At 54.3% G+C, this 17,404-nt stretch carries 15 protein-coding genes; 13 read left to right on the top strand and 2 right to left on the bottom strand.

Annotated elements, in window-relative coordinates; translation table 11 throughout:
- Positions 1-251: 251 nt before the first annotated feature.
- Positions 252-1,259, bottom strand: coding sequence for an AraC family transcriptional regulator (locus tag ACR3EM_RS12860; protein ID WP_170367315.1), 1,008 nt, complete (start codon positions 1,257-1,259; stop codon positions 252-254).
- Between the two features lie 133 nt (positions 1,260-1,392).
- On the opposite strand from ACR3EM_RS12860, the gene ACR3EM_RS12855 reads away from it, so the two are divergent.
- From ACR3EM_RS12855 to ACR3EM_RS12795, 13 genes are all read left to right on the top strand, one after another.
- On the top strand, positions 1,393-2,790 hold the full coding sequence (locus ACR3EM_RS12855; protein WP_170367314.1) for an amidohydrolase family protein: 1,398 nt from the start codon (positions 1,393-1,395) through the stop codon (positions 2,788-2,790).
- A gap of 26 nt (positions 2,791-2,816) precedes the next feature.
- The gene (locus tag ACR3EM_RS12850; protein WP_170367313.1) at positions 2,817-3,581 is read left to right on the top strand and encodes a DUF3299 domain-containing protein; all 765 of its coding nucleotides are present in this window, start codon (positions 2,817-2,819) and stop codon (positions 3,579-3,581) included.
- Positions 3,578-4,756, top strand: coding sequence for a carbohydrate porin (locus tag ACR3EM_RS12845; protein WP_480471072.1), 1,179 nt, complete (start codon positions 3,578-3,580; stop codon positions 4,754-4,756). The genes ACR3EM_RS12850 and ACR3EM_RS12845 overlap by 4 nt, the downstream gene beginning before the upstream one ends.
- Before the next feature lie 114 nt (positions 4,757-4,870).
- Complete coding sequence (locus ACR3EM_RS12840; RefSeq protein ID WP_480471071.1) at positions 4,871-5,251, top strand: hypothetical protein; 381 nt, start codon at positions 4,871-4,873, stop codon at positions 5,249-5,251.
- A gap of 230 nt (positions 5,252-5,481) precedes the next feature.
- On the top strand, positions 5,482-6,456 hold the full coding sequence (gene repC, locus ACR3EM_RS12835; RefSeq protein WP_480471070.1) for a plasmid replication protein RepC: 975 nt from the start codon (positions 5,482-5,484) through the stop codon (positions 6,454-6,456).
- Positions 6,457-6,590: 134 nt separating this feature from the next.
- Entirely contained in the window at positions 6,591-7,682 is a 1,092-nt protein-coding gene (locus ACR3EM_RS12830) for a MarR family transcriptional regulator (protein ID WP_480471069.1), read from the top strand.
- Positions 7,679-8,566: a hypothetical protein gene (locus ACR3EM_RS12825; protein WP_480471068.1), complete on the top strand. Its 888-nt coding sequence runs from the start codon at positions 7,679-7,681 to the stop codon at positions 8,564-8,566. Before ACR3EM_RS12830 ends, ACR3EM_RS12825 begins: the two co-directional genes overlap by 4 nt.
- Before the next feature lie 347 nt (positions 8,567-8,913).
- On the top strand, positions 8,914-9,987 hold the full coding sequence (gene dcm / locus ACR3EM_RS12820; protein WP_480471067.1) for a DNA (cytosine-5-)-methyltransferase: 1,074 nt from the start codon (positions 8,914-8,916) through the stop codon (positions 9,985-9,987).
- Positions 9,980-10,438, top strand: a complete 459-nt coding sequence (locus ACR3EM_RS12815; RefSeq protein WP_480471066.1) for a very short patch repair endonuclease — start codon at positions 9,980-9,982, stop codon at positions 10,436-10,438. Before dcm ends, ACR3EM_RS12815 begins: the two co-directional genes overlap by 8 nt.
- A 48-nt stretch (positions 10,439-10,486) precedes the next feature.
- Positions 10,487-12,118 (top strand): ATP-binding protein, encoded by a 1,632-nt coding sequence (locus tag ACR3EM_RS12810; protein ID WP_480471065.1) that lies wholly within the window; start codon positions 10,487-10,489, stop codon positions 12,116-12,118.
- A complete protein-coding gene (locus ACR3EM_RS12805; protein ID WP_480471064.1) occupies positions 12,118-12,945 on the top strand; it encodes an HNH endonuclease in 828 nt (275 codons plus the stop codon). The genes ACR3EM_RS12810 and ACR3EM_RS12805 overlap by 1 nt, the downstream gene beginning before the upstream one ends.
- Complete coding sequence (locus ACR3EM_RS12800) at positions 12,938-14,749, top strand: DEAD/DEAH box helicase (RefSeq protein ID WP_480471063.1); 1,812 nt, start codon at positions 12,938-12,940, stop codon at positions 14,747-14,749. The genes ACR3EM_RS12805 and ACR3EM_RS12800 overlap by 8 nt, the downstream gene beginning before the upstream one ends.
- Positions 14,746-15,177: an EcoRII N-terminal effector-binding domain-containing protein gene (locus ACR3EM_RS12795; protein ID WP_480471062.1), complete on the top strand. Its 432-nt coding sequence runs from the start codon at positions 14,746-14,748 to the stop codon at positions 15,175-15,177. The genes ACR3EM_RS12800 and ACR3EM_RS12795 overlap by 4 nt, the downstream gene beginning before the upstream one ends.
- Before the next feature lie 16 nt (positions 15,178-15,193).
- Here ACR3EM_RS12795 and ACR3EM_RS12790 read toward each other — a convergent pair whose 3' ends face one another.
- Positions 15,194-17,308 (bottom strand): AIPR family protein, encoded by a 2,115-nt coding sequence (locus tag ACR3EM_RS12790; RefSeq protein ID WP_480471061.1) that lies wholly within the window; start codon positions 17,306-17,308, stop codon positions 15,194-15,196.
- Positions 17,309-17,404 lie beyond the last annotated feature (96 nt).

The raw sequence follows: 17,404 nt of genomic DNA, 5'->3' as shown, positions 1-17,404 counted from the left end.
TCAAAGTGGGCTCGCATTCGACCTTCGCTGCTTCCCGCGCCTATGACTGTTTGCAGCCCAAACCGGACCTTCGCAACCAAGCTTTGCTGACTCCGAAATACACAACGAAACGGCCAGTTGCAGAGGTTGTATCGGCGGTGGCAACCAACCATTCGTGTCGTCGACTAACCTGTTCAACGTCGCACTACAACTTCTCCGAACTGATCCCACGAGGACCTAATCTTCGAAGCGTTCATTTGGCTCGACCACATTTACTTGCTTCGGAACTTGGTCGGTGTCATTCCGGTCTGACTTCGGAAAAAGCGAGTGAAATGGGACTTGTCAGAATAGCCGAGCATCAGACCAATCTCCGCAATTGTCATCTGGTCATCTTTGAGGTGCTCCTTGGCGACATCGATACGCAGCCGTTTGATTTCGCGCGGTAACGTTGTGCCTTGTTGTTGAAGCGCTTTCAGGAACCGTTCCGGCTGTATTCCCAGCAACTCGGCCACCATCTCCGGCCCCAAATCGGTTTCATCCAGTTTGCCGCGCAAGACAGAGCGCAAAGCAGCCACCACAGTTACTTCTTCATCTTGTCGCGGTGAGACCATCGGCTTGGCAGAGCCGTCAGAGACATGGTGCAAAAACAACCATTCCACAGGAAAACTAATTTGCATTCCGGGATCGGTTCCAAGGCCAACCTCGATCCCTTTGTAGTTGACAGGCAAACCATTGATGTATCTGCTTTCCCATCGCACACGCGAAGAGTCCCAGGAATCGCCGACGACGGTCTGCAACAGGCGTACATAGATTGCAGCACCAAAACCGGTTACCTGAATGGGCGGGACTGTTGGTTCCTGTTGCCTATCGATACGATAAGTCGCTTTGTCCGCTTCAATGATAAGGCTGTGCCGCACAGAATTGGACTCCTGCGGTACAAGCCCAACAAAGCGGGTAAAAAACTCGAACAGCGTTTTTGTAGTTTGCAGGGCTTGAGCGAATGGAGGCCACTCTTGCAGGTCAAACGTCTCCCCTACATTCAGTCCAAGGTATCGATCCCCTGACACTTCTGAGAAAGCATTTACCAAGCCGTAAACCAACTCTGAGTGAACGAACACGGATGGGTTAGTCAACAGTTCGGCTTTCAAGCCGACCTGATCCAATGCTGGTTGCGGATTGATCTTACGTTCGGTGAGATATTGCAGAAACGGAGCAGCTAAAGAGAGGCGAATAAAGCCCTCGCTATGCTCTCGGGAGGTGGAGTTGAAAGGCAAGCTCATAACCCTTGTCTGGATTAGCTTTAAGAAGTGGCCATTTTTGCAGTCACATTCGCACATCCTAATTCAAAAGGGGCAACCGAGCCAATGAATTCCAGACTATAGTTGGCAAAACATGAATATGAAGGGAGTACTTATGTCCGGCTTACGAATGTCTCTTTGCTCGACGGCAATTGTCGCGGCAGTTCTTTCTTTTTCGACGACCGCGCAGGCTCAGGATCAAGAAGAACCCCAAACGCTGTTTACCAACGTGCATGTCTTCGACGGTGTGAATGAGCAACGCATTGAGAATGCCAGTGTTCTGGTCGAGGGCAATCTGATCAAGTCCGTCTCAACCGATGCCATTGATGCGCCGAGTGCGAAGGTTATCGACGGTGGCGGACGCACTCTGACACCGGGCTTTATCGAGAATCACGCGCACCTGATGCTCATGGGGCCATCGATTGCCGAGATGGAAACCAACTCGACCTGGGAGGATTTCGCCATCCACGGGACACGGATGGCCGAAATGTACCTGATGCAGGGCTTCACGACCGTTCGCGATGCCGGGGGCGCTGGTGGCGGGCTGCGGCGTGCCATAGACGCAGGCCAGATCGTCGGCCCCCGCTTTTATCCTTCCGGCGCATTTCTCGGGACGCGCGGCGGCCATGCCGACTTCGCATCTTTCACATCTCCGCCGGGCGGGGTGACCAACTTTGGCACTCTGAATATGGCCCAACAGGTCAACGGTGTTGACGAAATTTACATGTATGGCCGCAACAACTTGCGCATGGGTGCCACGCAACTGAAGTTCATGCAATCAGGTGGGGTGATTTCGGCATTCGATCCATGGCAGTTGCTCGCCGGTTCGAAGGAAGAGATCGAGGCTGCTGTTCAGGTTGCCAACGAGTACGGCACCTATGTCATGGCACATTCCTACCGCAAAGAAGCGATCATCAATGCCCTGAATGCAGGGGTTAGAACCATTGAACACGGATTTCACTTTGACTGCGAAATTTCTGCTTTGATGAAAGAAAAAGGAGCGTACATCACGACGAACATCACGGCATTTGATCCGGGCCTTCTTGACGTTCCGTCCGTGAAAAACAACCCTAACAGTTTGAGGAAAGCCAAATCGGCCTCGGCGACCTTCGAAGCCTATATTCCCAGCATGAAGGAATGCCCGGCGCCGCGCGGGTTCCAAACCGATTGCGTGGGCTCAGTCGAGGCGTGCAACATTCAGATCGCCTACGAGAAGCATCTGAACAACCATTTCTTCGGCCCCTATGCGTCGATGGTAACCTTGACTTCGGTAGGCGGCGAGATCGCGGCACTTAGCGGTGATTTCATGAACCCCTATCCAGAAGGCAAACTGGGTGTGATCGAAGAAGGCGCCTATGCCGACATCCTACTGATAGACGGCAACCCCCTCGAAGACTTCTCGGTCGTTGGAACAGGTGATCAGTGGTTTGGTGCGGACCCGAGGCCGGACAGCCCGGAAACAATCCGCCTGATCATGAAGGACGGTGTGATCTACAAAAACACACTGGATTGACCAGATAAAGCAGCCGGAGAGCATTCATGCGAAATTGGTTTTGCTCCGCAGTATTCGCAGGGTTGGTTTTGTGCGGTTATGATGCTGCGGCGACGCCTGGAACCGCGTTGGACTGGGCAGACCTGCCAGATCCGTCTGCGCAGGTCTTTGAAGACCCCTATCGCGAACTTAGCGCCGAACAATTCGACGATGTCCTTTACGTCGTACGGCTGCGCGGCAGGTTACAGCAGGATAGTGGCAGCGAAGAAGAGAGGCAGAAATGGCAAGAGCTTCTGACCGAGACTGAGGATGCCTTGGCGGCTGATGGGATTGATGTCGACTGGCTACTCGATCAGCGAGAGGTCGTGACGGAGCGGCGAAGAAAGGCTGGAACGAGCGGAAACGCGCAATTCGACGGCCGAACAATCACACTCGCGGGCTTTGCCATTCCTGCTCCGAGCGATCCGGACGGCCGGCCTGTGGCGTATTTGGTGCCAGAAAGAGGGATGTGCAGCCACATGCCTCCACCTCCGCCTAACCAGATGATCCGTGTGCGGTTGAACGGGGACTGGGCGCCTAGCTATTTCCACGAACCCGTTCGGCTGACAGGCACGCTGACCATCGATCCTTCTGTTCAGAATATGATGGTTGTTGACGGCCTCATGCCTATGAATGCGACTTTCCAGCTAGAGACGGAACGTGTCGAAACTCTGGAAACCGAGGCAGACAGGTTGGAATGGCAGCAGCGTGCTGCTGATCGCATCCGCGCGGCGGGAAATCGCAAGACCGGTGGGGCACAGGCGTCAAAATGATAAGACTTCTGGTTGCCGCATTGAGCATTGCTTTTGCTGGCGCAGCGTCGGCTCAGGGACTATCCGGGCCATCTTCAGTCGAAGCTGATCTTGCGCCCGGAGACGGGCTCACCGATCCGCAATATCGTTCCGATTTTCCACGCAACATCGCACCGGGTTGGTTTCAGTGGAAAGACCGACTGGCTGAGGGTGGTTTTCGGTTCAACATTGACTACCTGGCATTGGGCCAAACCACGGATGCTGATCTGGGAACCGGCGAAGCAGCCAGCGGAATTGCGCGGTTCTACGGCAGTTGGCAGGCAACTGAACAGGGTTCTCTGACATTCAAGATCGAAGACCGGCACAGTTACACGGATGTTGCCCCGCAATTTCTCGGTCTGGATGGCGGAGCGCTTTCTATCACGGGGACAGCCTTCAACGATAATGGTTTGCTGCTGACCAACCTGTTCTGGACCCAAAGGGCCGAGGACGGCTCGTGGACGCTGCAAGTCGGGCAGATCGATGTAACGGACTTTGTGGATATCTATGGGTTGGTAAGCCCCTACAGTGGTTTTCAGAACCTGTCTTTCAACACCAATCCGACAATCAACGCGCCCAATCAAGGCCTTGGAATTGCTGGCGGGATAAAGCTGAGCGAAAACTTCTACGCTATTACGAGCATCTCAGACGCAAACGCCGACCCGTCCGATCCAAATTTTGATGTGTTTAGCGATGGCAATCTCTTCAAATCACTCGAGCTTGGGTACACGTCCGGCTTTGATCGCATCTATTTTGACAATGTCCATTTGACTCTCTGGCATGCGGATGCGGCTGACGATGGTAGCCGTCCAGAAGATTACGGCGCTGCGTTTTCTGCCGCATGGTTTGTTGACAATAAGTGGATGCCGTTCTTTCGGGCTGGGGCCTCGAAGGGGACCGCAGCGCTTTATGAACGGTCGATTTCTGCCGGTCTCGGTTACTATGGTCGCAACACCGATTTGGCCGGTCTGGGCCTAAACTGGGCCGAAGCAAGAGGCATAGATGGCGATCAGTTCACGCTTGAAGCTTTCTACCGTTTTTCAATCTCACCCGGATTGCAGATCACGCCATCGGTACAATTCATTTCCGACCCGCTTCTAAATCCCGATCAGGACCGGATTACCCTGTTCGGTCTAAGAACCCGGATAGTTTTCTAATGCGGGGTGAAGGCAGTCACTAAGGGGTGTGCCAAAGGGCAACTAAGAGAGATCAAGCGCGTGCCGGAATTTTCAACGCCGGTCGAATGAAGTTGGGAAGCAAAGGAACAATCTATGAAGATCGCCTACGGAATTCTCGCAGCCTTAGCAGTTGTGTTTTTCATCCTTGGAGGCGGCGATGCCCATGCCAAAGACAACAAGGGTAAAAAGCCGAACAAGGGGGGCAAGAACGGTGATGTCAGCATTCAGATCGAAGACAAACCCGGCAAAGGCCCAAAGGCTGTGCCGCCTGGCCAGATCAAGCGCTACACGCGCGGTGCCAAGCTCCCATCTGATCTGGAGTTCGAAGAATTTGGGGACCTTTCCAAATGGAAGCTGGGGGAGCCCGGCAAAGGAAACCGCTACATTCAGGTCGATGGCGAAGTCCTCGAAGTTACGAATGATCTGTCTACCGTTGTCGATGCCGTCGGCATCGTCGGTGATCTTCTCAACTAGACGAAAGTACGATGTTTCAGGGCAAGAACTACCTCGTTTGTCCTGACGCTGGCCGGGGCGATCATTTGTGAACCCCGGCCCAAGTTCAAAACCCGGATCCGAGGCGCTACGATGATAAAGGCCCTTCTTGTTCTTTTTGCGCTTGCTACCTTTTCGTCAGCACGCGCCCTACTCGCTCAGGAAAACGGTGCAACTGAAGTCCCGCAAACAATACGCTTTGAGGGCTATGTATGATCTCCTTTAAGGACAGCCCCAACGGCAAGCGTTGGGGCTGTAGGGACGCTGACGGGCGCATCATCGAGGCCTACGGCTTCGATCTGTCCCCGCTGTCAGCACGCGTTGAAGAATTCGAGCAGCTCCAGACCGAATTGCAGGCCGAGCGCGAACTCTGTCAGCGCCTGAAGCGCCAGATTACGGTTGCACGCCGTATGATCCGCGCCCGGATCGAAGCGGCCTTCGGCAGCTCGCTGAGAGGGCCTTGGGAGCATCTTTCGGAGTTGTTTGAAGATCTCCTGGGCAGACTGCCGCGTCGAAACACCGCCTCTGAGGTGCTTGAGCGGCTCCTGGCATGGTTCAAAGAGCTTCAGGAGAGCGTCGAGTCGACTTACCTCAAGGCAGTTCGGGCAGAAGAGGTTGTGGAAAACACCGCTGGAACTACTAAACAAGTCAGTGAAAAGACTCAAGAAATGAACCCCAAGGAGGTCAATTCTGAACCTCATATACTAATTACAACCGAACTTAATCCTGTAACCTGTAATCGCTCAGAAACTGAGCAAACGGTGGGCGTGGTGCCCAATACGCCACCCGAAGAGCAGGTGGATAGCGAGTTGGAAGATTGGGTTGCCGAGACGCGCAAAAACCGTGGTGCTGCGCTTGATTTGCCGACGGTGATGCAGGCTTGTCCTGAATTCGCGTCCTGGGCGCGCAATATGGGCGGTTACCTGAAGGATTGGGGCGATCTGCACCGGATTGCCGGGCAGTTGAGACCGATGATTGGCGTCTCGGAGCATGCCTGGAACCTCGCGCAAGACAGACTTGGGCCTCAAATCGCCACGGCAGCGCTGGTTCTGACCTTCGATAAGCATTGTGCAGGCGAAGTGGCGTCTCCGGGCGGATATCTGCGTGGCATTGTCCAGAAAGCCGGGGCAGGGGAGTTGCATCTCGAGCGCAGTTTCTACGGTAGGCTCAGTGGGCAAGCGGCGTGACTGGGTCGTCACCGAACTTGCTGGAGATGGGCTTTGACGGTCGGGATGTTGATATGCGTAAGTTTGCTGAACAGTGAATATTGACTATTTTGCGAATATAGGAGAAAAACAGCTAAATCTGCTGAACAGTGAATATGGAAGAAATTGCGAATATAGAGCCGGAACTTCTGGAAAGCCTGAGCGATAGCTTTGAGGCAGTTCCCGAGGCGCACTTGGGCGAAATCTCCTGGGAAGCGGGGGTTGGCAGCCGATTGCGTCCGGATGCAATTCTTGAAGCTGTCGTGGCAGGACGCGAAATCACCTTCGTGGTGGAAACCCGAGGCGATGTATTTCCCCGAGACGCAAGAGAGATTGTCTGGCAGCTCAAACGGTACCTGCGGGAGTTGGACAGTTCCAACCGGCGGTATGTTCCGATGATCCTTGCACGTTCGGTTTCGGACGGGGCTCGGAACTTCCTTCAAGAAGAGCAGGTCGCCTATCACGACCTGAGTGGATCGCTCTTTGTCAGTGTCGATGAGACGTTTGTGCTGATCGAGAGGCCGAAACCCAAGCGTACCAAGCGGCGGGCCATGAACGTGTTCAAAGGAACCCGTGCACAAGTCTTGCACGCCTTGTTCGATCGTCCAGGCGAATGGGTGAGTGGCTCGGAGATTGCCGAATATGCCGGTGTGTCTGCGGCAACCGTTTCCGAGACCTTCAAGGATCTTGAGCACCGCGATTGGCTGGATGTGAGAGGGGAGGGGCCTGCGAAACGGCGCAGACTGATCCGGCCGGATGTCCTCTTGGATGCCTGGCGTGACAGCATTCTGGCCAGCCGTGCGTCGAAGCGGAGCCGGTATTACGTTCCGCGGATGAAACCCGAGGACATGGCCCGCGAGATCGAGGGTGCGAACTATTATGACGATTTCGATCTGGAGTTCACCGGACAGTTTGCCGCCCAGGCATATGCGCCGTTTCTTTCAAATGTCTCTGACCTGACGGTGCGGGCCTTTGGAAAGCGGTCACACGATTGGCTCATCTCCACTTTGGGCGCCCGCGAGGTTTCCGAAGGTGCGAACCTAGTGGTGATCGACGCAAAAACCATGAAGCAACGTCACAGGATGTTTGACGAGAGAACACGCTTGTTGGCCTCGCCCCTGCAAGTCTATCTCGACCTGCTGGAATATCATGGTCGTTCGAGGGAAATGGCAGAGCATCTGCGGTCTCAGAAACTGGTGTGGCAATGAAGAAACCGACGGCCATTCAAGGCTACAACCAAACAGTCACCGAGGCCTGTGAGCGCGTTCTGGTCACGCTGATCCGCCATTTGGGACCGTGGCGCGACTCCATCTTTCTCGTGGGCGGTCTGACGCCACGCTACCTCATCAAGGAACGCCCGCCGGCGGTGCCCGCGCACGCGGGAACCGGTGACGTAGATGTCGTTGTGGACATGAAGCTGCTGGCAGATACCGAGGCCTACCGGACGCTTGAGGACAACATCAGAGCCATCGGGTTCAAACGGTCAGAAAACGATGAGGGCAAAAAACTCTCATGGCGCTGGCAGCAGGAGTTGGTCGACGGCACGGTTCTGATTTTGGAATTCCTGGCGGATGCAGGCGATGAGAGGGGTGGGGCGCTTCAGGAATTGCCCTCGGAAGGTGCAGTTTCGGCAATCCACATTCCGCATTCGGCGATGGTGCTGGATCATCATGAGACCGTGGATATCACGGCTGAACTGCTGGGCGACGGTGGCGTCACGACTGAAACCATTCGGCATGCCGACATTGTCAGTTTCACCTGCCTCAAGGCGCTCGCTTTCGATCACCGGGCCGAACCCAAGGATGCGCACGACCTTTGCTATTGCCTTGAGCACTACAAGGGTGGAACGGAGGTTTTGCGTTTTGCATTCGAAGCCGCACTGGCTGGCAAGCACGCTGAAACCGTTCAAGCGGCGATCGACATCCTCGCGCGGCGCTTTTGCGATGGCGATGGTTTTGAGGGCTATCAGAAAGATGGTCCTGTCGCCGCAGCGCGATTTGAGGGCGCAGAAGAGTGGAATCCTGACAACCGGATTCTTCGGCAGCGTGACTTGAGCGCTGTTGTTCACGATGCCATCGCGCCGTTCGTTTGATCTAGGACGGGCGCGGTAGATGGGATGGTTGCCACCCTCCCATCTACCGGAGCAGACCCCTTTTAGAGGCTGCTGTTCGGCCCTGTCGGCACAGTGTTCTCGCCGACGTATACCATCACCGAACTGGCGGAATACGAGGGGATCGCAACTGCCTTTCAGCATGCCTCTAAGTTGACCAGCATGCTCAATGTCTTTCGCGAGACCACTGTCCAAACGGTCCGTCCTTCAATTCTGTTGGAGGCGGAACGGATTCATTGTTCACAGACGATGTTCACGATTTATTCCGAAACTCTTGTTATTCCATCTAGATTGAAAGCTAGATATGGTGTCATGAGAGAGGTTCGCACATGCATAATACACAATCAACTTTCAGCTTCATCGATCTATTTGCCGGTATCGGAGGTTTGCGGATTGGTTTTGAAGCTGCTGGCGGAACCTGTGTATTCACCAGCGAGTGGAACCGCTTCTCGCAAGAAACCTACTCCGCCAATTTCGGTGACCAGCACCCACTCACTGGGGACATCACAGAGATTCACGAATCAAAGATCCCAGCTCACGATGTCTTGCTTGCTGGCTTTCCATGTCAGCCATTTAGCATCGCCGGGGTGAGCAAGAAGAACTCACTTGGCCGTGCACATGGCTTTCTGGATGAGACGCAAGGAACGCTGTTTTTTGACGTAGTGAGAATAATCGCCCACCATCGCCCGCGCGCCTTTCTCCTCGAAAACGTCAAGAACCTCCTGTCCCACGACAAGGGCAACACCATGAGGGTGATCCTGCATGCGCTTGACGAACTCGGTTACGATGTTGATCACAAGGTGATTGACGCACGCTCCTGGGTGCCGCAACACCGTGAGCGGATCTTCATATCGGGCTTCCGGCGCGATGTTCCCACGCGTTTCTGCCTCGACGATGTGGTGATCCCTCCAAGTCCGAACCCGCGGCTTTCGGACATCCTTCATCCCCAGAACGGGTCCGAGATCGCCGAGCCTCCCTATACAGAAGGTCGGCTAGCGCGGGTTGCCGACAAGTACACACTGTCGGACAAGCTTTGGGTCTATCTCCAGAATTACGCCGCAAAACATAAAGCAGCTGGTAACGGTTTCGGCTTCGGCCTATGTACTCCCGAAAGCGTCGCCCGAACGCTCAGCGCAAGGTATTACAAGGACGGGTCAGAAATTTTGATCGCGCAACCAGGAAAGAACCCTCGGCGACTGACGCCACGCGAATGCGCACGTCTCATGGGTTTCGACCGTCCAGGCTCCAACCGTCCATGGATCATCCCGGTTTCCGACGCACAGGCATACCGTCAATTCGGCAATGCGGTTGCGGCACCGGTCGCGATTGCGATCGCCGAAGCCATGGCCCCGTGGATTGAGAATACTGTCGCATTGAGGCCGCGGAGAAATCAGAGTGCCTGAAAAACGATCACCGATGACCAGATCTGAAATGATGGCTGGGATTGGGCCAAAAAATACAAGGCCCGAGATGATTGTCCGCAAAGGATTGCATGGTCTCGGGTTCAGGTTCTGTCTCCACAGCAGCCATCTTGTAGGCAAGCCCGATGTCGTGTTGCCGAAATACCGGGCTGCGATTTTCGTTCACGGTTGCTTTTGGCACGCCCACAGAGATTGTTCCTATTTTCGATTGCCAAAGACCCGTACTGAATTCTGGCGGGAAAAGTTGGCAAAAAACGTCGAACGTGATCAGAAGACAGTAGAGACGCTCATCGCATCAGGGTGGCGGGTACTGACAGTTTGGGAATGTGCGACAAAGCGCTTGTCCTTTGAAGACCTCTTTAGTGAGATCGCCGGTTGGTTGCGTGGAAAAGAGATTTTTGGCGAGATCCCAAATAAGCGAGAAATTGTTTAATTGATAATTCCGGCTTTCCGGAACGACGCTATAGAGAGGAAAAGCGGGATGGATGATTTGATAAATGAACCGGATGCCCCACGCCTTATATTCGGGCTACGCGACACTGGTTACAATGTAAAGACCGCCGCTGCCGACATTATTGACAATTCAATTGCTGCCAAAGCGGACCAAATCAATGTCGAGATTGTCCTGCACGAAGACGGCAGAAAACTGGTCTATTTTGGTGACAACGGTATCGGGATGGATGAAGAAACGATCCATCGCGCTATGCGCTACGGCGCTCCTGTACGCGAGAATCCTGAAAGCCTGGGGAAATTCGGACTCGGACTCAAGACGGCGTCAAGTTCGGTCTGCCTGAAATTCACCATCGTTTCGCGAGCAGCCACGGAGCAGCCCTTGGTAAAACTCGCGTGGGATCTTGACCATGTGAAGGAACGCGGCAGGTGGGAAATGCTGCGCGAGCCGGTCTCGACTGATGAAAAAGAAATGTTCGATGAGCTCTGCGGAGATACGGGAACCCTCGTAATTTGGGAAAAATGCGACCGGATCCTGTCCAAGGAATACGAAGCTGGGGGGACAAAGGAACACGCTGCAATAAAGCGGCTGGCTGACACCCTTAGCAAACATCTTTCTCTGGTCTACCACCGCTTTACCGAAAAATCGGACAAGCGCGAGCGGAATATCGATATTTTCATTAACAGCAGCCCAGTCGTGCCGTGGAATCCTTTTTACCCGAAAAGGTCCGAACAGGTTCTACCGGAAAAAAAGCAGACTCTATTGGTTGAGATGCCGGATGGATCGGAGGAACGTGCCGCTATCCGCGCTTGGATCCTTCCACACCGTCGCGACATGACAAAGGATGAGGAACGTGAATACGCCCGCATTTCGAACCGGGCTCAAGGCTTCTACGTATTCCGCGAGGGACGGTTAATCCAAGATGGCGGCTGGATGGATGTCTTCGGTGCGCCGGAACCTCACACTTCCCTTTTGAGGATCGAGTTCGATTTCGGGCACGAGCTGGACGACGCTTTCAGAATTGATGTGAAGAAATCTCGCATTCTTTTCCACCCTGATCTCGAGGACGGGCTGCGAACTCTTCTCCAGCCGATATACCGCGAGGCAGGGAACCGATATCGGCGGCAGAGCCGAGCACAGGCCAATGCGAAAAACAAGGTGGACCACGGTAGTTCTAATAAGAATATCGCGGCGACGACGAATGCCGCTAAGGCACAGGTGACGTCGGTGGATCCAGAAGGCCAGTCCGCCGAGATATCCAACAACATGGGCCCGAAGATCCGGATCAAGTCACCGATCCAGAACAATGTCAGTCCCGAATACGTACATGTTGAAGCAGTTGAGTCGATCAATAGTGGGGAACTCTGGCAGCCCGCGTTCCGGAGCACTGGCGACGATGGGCATGTGCCCTCCGTTCTTTTGAATAAACACCACGACTTCTACCAAAAAGTTTATCAGCGAGCCGCCGCAAACGGATATGCGGTGGAAGGAATGGACCTTTTGCTGTGGGCATTCGCAGCGGCCGAACAGAACAATACAAATGATGAACTAGAGCCTATTTTCGAAGACATCCGCACCGAGATATCAAACAACCTCCGTAAACTTCTGCGGAACTTGCCGGATCCTGAACCAAGCGAACTGGCAGAAGATGATGACGACTGATGCTGGCGGCGAAGCAGGAACTCATCGTTCGTGAACTGGAGGAAGGCACAGGTGCCATCGTCGCAGTCGCCATAGACAATGGCGGGCTACGGTCCGGCATGAAAATATGGTTCGACGACCTTGATCAGCAACACGGTCCTGTTGCCGAAATTAGACCCCATGGCCTCAAAGCACATCGGGTAAATCTGGCATTCGGAAATTTCTCCGGCGCCGTAATTCGCCAAATTCGTCAGGCGTCGAGCGAAGATCGCCAGCTAGCCAGGGCGTTGGTCGCATCCATTGATCAAGCCGTGGGTCTCTCCATATCGGCACAGGCGCTCGATGATTGGACCGTAAACGATGGTTCCTTCCGCATCGCTGCAACGATACGGCACGACGTTCGACCCGACTCGGATGAAGCAGTTTCCCATACTTGCCGCGAAGTGATCGTACCCATGATGGCGGCGATGGCAGAACTCATCGGGTACGACGTGGTCGAAGATGATGCGATCTGCGATGAGCCGGCGTTCGAGGGAGCGATAAAGCCTTCTCTCGTCAATCGCCGAGAGCGCAACCCTCGCAACCGACTTCTCTGCATCCGCTTGCACGGTGAGACTTGCGCAGCTTGTGGTCTCGAACCTCGTCGACGTTACGGCGACGATGCTGGCGGAATCATTGAAGTGCACCATCTGGAGCCATTAGCAAATATTGCGGCTCCCAGACCCTATGACCCCGCAACCGACCTTTTGCCTCTATGTCCATCTTGTCATCGGGCGGTCCACACCCGGCGACCGGTACCGTGGGATATCGAAGACATCAAGCGTATGCTGGAGGAACACGTTGGTTGACTATACGAAACTACCCGAGTCTTTTGCCGACCTGAAAGAGGCTCCTCCCGGTGGTCATACAATTTCGGAAAGACTTCTGGAGCCAATCGTCCGCCTCGAGCGTAAGGAGAACCGTATCGTAGCGCGATTGGGCGGCGCCAGAATAGTACGGGGCGTGCGGCATGAGTTCATTGCCCCTACCAATCGCCATTGCTGGGTGGTTGATGGTACGGTACTTCGGCCCCTCCCGCGTGATGCAGCGCAGGTGCTCGTGCAAAAAATCGGTGATGCCGATCCCGCTGACATTTCATTCAGCACTGCAATCCGGCTCATGAGGTCCGATGAGGATGGCATCGCCACCGCGCCGTCGGAATCGATCATGAAGCCGGGCAAGGAGGCTGCAGAGCTAAAAGGCGATACGATCGGTATCGCGGGCTTGGAGGCGGAGCTATTTCCTTATCAGGCGAGGGGTGTCCAATGGATGTGGGACACGGTCTCCCGAACTGGCGGACTGATCCTCGCCGATGAGATGGGCCTTGGCAAGACGCTCCAAATCATCGCGCTGCTCATGATCGATCCGCCGGGTGCCCAGGCACCGGCGCTGATTGTCTGTCCCACCAGCCTCATTGCCAACTGGGTACGCGAGATTGCTAGGTTTGCGCCGACCTTGGACGTAGCCGTTCATAAAGGAGCGCACAGGACTGGGGTGGTTTCAGGGCTGCAAGCGTCCCAAGTGCTGATCACAACCTATGATACTATGGTAAATGATATCGCCATTTTTTCGTGCCTCGAATGGTCTTGGGTGATTTGCGATGAGGCACAGGCAATCAAGAACCCGCAATCGAACCGTCGCCAAGCAATCGCAACCATCCCTCGAAAACGGGCCATTCCAATGACCGGGACACCGGTCGAAAATAGCCTGGTCGACCTTTGGTCTTTGACGGACTTCGCTATTCCAGGGCTTTTGGGCAGCCTGTCGGAGTTCGAAAGCACTTTTCCTGATAGTCTGGACTCAGGCCAACAGTTGAAGCTTCTCACCGACCCAATTATCCTGAAACGCCGGGTGGCGGACGTGGCTAGCGATCTTCCAGACAGGATTGACGTGGATGTTCCGCTCGAACTCGACGATCGGCTGATCGACCACTATCGCGATGTACGTGACGTTACTATGGCAAAGTATCCCGTCGCGGGCGCTCTTGTTGCTACTCTCCAGTTGCAGCTAGTTTGCGCTCATCCATGGTTGCGCAACTCGGAGGAAAACGAAGAGGATGCGACCATTGTCTCAACCTCAGGCATGCCTCTTATTACACCCAAGATGGAGCGAGCAGTCGACCTTCTTCGTGAGGCGTTTGGCAATGGTCGAAAGGTCATTGTTTTCTCTCTTTTCAATCGGATCGGTGACCTCCTTGAGCAAGCGTGTTCCCATATACCCGGTACCCATTGGGGGGCCATAAATGGTTCAACCCCTCAGGAGGACAGGCAAACCATAATCGATGTATTCGCAGCTCACGAAGGACCGGCCTGCTTGGTCCTCAACCCGAAAGCGGCGGGGGCGGGATTGAATATTACTGCGGCAACTGTTGTTATCCATTTCACTCCGGTGTGGAATCCCGCGCTTGAAGCCCAAGCAAGTGCACGGGCACACCGAAGAGGGCAGACCGAACCAGTTACTGTCTATCGGCTTTTCTATTTGGATACCGTAGAGGAAGTAATGATCGATCGGTCCGCATGGAAAAACGACCTTGCGAACGAGACCGTTCCAGTCTCGACCCGTGACGCCGATGATCTCAAACGTGCCCTCGAAATAATGCCGGTGAAGTCATGAGCAGTGAAAAATTCAGAAAGCGACTGAGTGCCAATGATGTCGGAGCAACCGGTGGACACCAAGGTGGCGTCTTGATCCCTAAAGGCGAGAAGGAACTTCTCGCAATGCTGCCGGCTCTTGACCAGGACATAAAGAACCCTGACGCGTGGATTGAGTGCATCGACGAAACCGGGCACACGTTAAAATTCCGTTTCGTCTACTACAACAACCGCCTTCACGATCCGAGTGGCACCAGAAATGAATACCGGATTACACACATGACGAGCTGGTTTCGGGACGTTGGTGCTCGGGAAGGTGACGAGTTCGAAATATCACGAGCCAGCTTCGGCAACCAGTATTCGATCGGGATCAGACCGAAAGACACTGAAGAGCCTGAACCTGATCAAGGTGTTCGAATCCGTTTGACGGCCTGGCGGCGGGTCCATTGATGCTGACAGTTGTATCCTAGTGCTGTCGTGACAAGGAGGATATCCGGATCCTCGGAGATTCATCCTCATCCACGTAGCCTTCCTCTCGGGCCCGCTCCAGAAGGTCGAGTGCGATGACCGATTGTTTTTCCGACGGCAGCTTGGACGGGAACAGGCCGCAAGCCTTAAGAATGCCATCCTCCTTTGGACTGAATATCCTCTTGCCTCCCCCCCATTCCCTGAGCTGGTTCCAGAATTCACCTCCGGCCTCAATCACCGAAGTCTGGGCCTCGATGCCAGAAATTACAGCTTCTTCGCGACGGCCATCTCTCTGAACGGCGCGTGCTTGCTCTGGCTCAACGAGGCAATTCATAAACTCAGGCCCATAGTCGATTTCAGCCCGCTGTAAGGTCGCCCAACACGCCTGTTTCTTTCCCCATTCCGTTATATTGTTCACGCCCGCTTCGGGGTGGGTGATTACTTCCACTGCCGCTTCGGCCGCGATCAATAATGCGTCACCTAGATCCCGAGATACCGATTGGCGCCGCCATACGGCATCAAGATCAATAACATGATCCCTTTCATCTGCGTCCGAGACCAATTTGGAGATAGAATAAGTAACAATGTTCGCGCGATATCCACCGGGATACCACGGCTGTTTCGGAATTGTCTTTTCGAGATGCCGGAAGATTATCAGTTTTGAAATTAGGCGCCGATACCATGTCTCATCGAACTTCTTGTCACTCCGGTTCCATTCCGCCCCGATCATTTGAGCAAACTCGCCGAAGTTTTTCTGCGCGCCCTTGCTGACCGTATCAGGCCGCATGCGGAAACTCATCTCGACCTTCGCAAGGTCGGTTTTGACGAAATATTGCGGTTTCGGGTTTTCGAGATCAAAACGCCGACGTTCAGCTTGGGATTTCTTGGCGCGTTCGACAAGGTACTGGCCTCTAGCGCGCTCGTAGAACCATTTTGTCTCGCGGTTTGTACCTTCGGCGGCCGGAGCCAAAACTCGTCTCGAGTATTCTTCCATCCTCATATGGAAAGGGTGGTTCGAGAAGAAATCCGCCGCGCTGACCTTGTTCTGACTGTTGGCGTATTTCGAGATGAACGGGACGACCTCTTCAGAAGCATCCGATGGAACAACTGTCAACTTCATCTGCACGTGGACTTGTTCGAGCGTTTCTGGCGAGATTTTCCGAGCCGCGTGGAGAGAAGCTGTGGTTTGACCACCATTTACTACCTGCAGGTTTGTCGCGGACACGATCCTGAGACCGTCCGATGTCTTCTCTACCTCGACACAGTCGGCCGTTGCCGACAGCCCGTTGTTATAGCTGAAGAACATTGCCGGTTCATCCTTGATGGTGTCCCGAATACCCCGGTTCACAGCGCCGCGCGCCTGAAGGAAGCTCCGAACGTTCGACTCCAAAAGTCGCGCCCCCCATTTGTCATAAATTTCGGCCAATTGATGGCCGCTGATCACAACAAGATAACTGTCGAGGTGTTCGCCGCTGCTCGAAGCAGCCAGTGCCGGGACGCTTGCGCCAAAATCTTCCCGGAAATTGACGATGATCTTTTCCCGAGCGTGTCCCGACGTCTCGTAGCGATGGAAGCGTGTAAGATCCCAGATGTTGTAGGTGACTGGAATGCCATCAATCTTGCCCGCAAGAACCGCGTCTGTCCTGGCACTATAGGCCGCGTTGGTCATGAGAATGAGTTTGATCTTCGTGATAGATGGCCACGCAGATGTAATAATCGAGGCGGCACCTGCCTCAGCACTCCCTTCGATCAGGTCCTCCCGGAAAGCAGCTCGACGCGCAGCGGCGACAAAGTTGATCAGGTGGCCGAAGGCCTTCTTGGCATCGCTCGCATTAATCTTGACCGCCGCATCTCCATCAAAAAAATCGCTGACGATGACGCTAAGGATACCGTCGGACTCACGAGGGTCTCCACCGATTCCATCAATCCTGACGGTCTTGCCTTGACTGTTGGCGAGAAAAGTAACCCGATTAAACGTTGCAATCTCACCCTCTGTCTCCAGAAGGGTCGCCATCCGCTCAAAAAAGGTGTCGGCCTGTGAAATGCCGCTTGCTGATGCTCCTGCTGCGACTTCCTCAACCAATGAATTATTGAATTCTACAAGTTCATCCAATTAGTTTCATCTCCTAGTAAATATCGAAGTTCGGCGCACCGTTTTTATGGCACGCTGGAGACAAGCGCCTGTACGCATGTTCCTGCATTCCGACGA

It is taken from the genome of Ruegeria sp. AH3, from assembly GCF_056536265.1.
The sequence above is the reverse complement of the archived record's forward strand: the minus strand, read 5'-3'. Positions and strand labels throughout refer to the sequence as shown.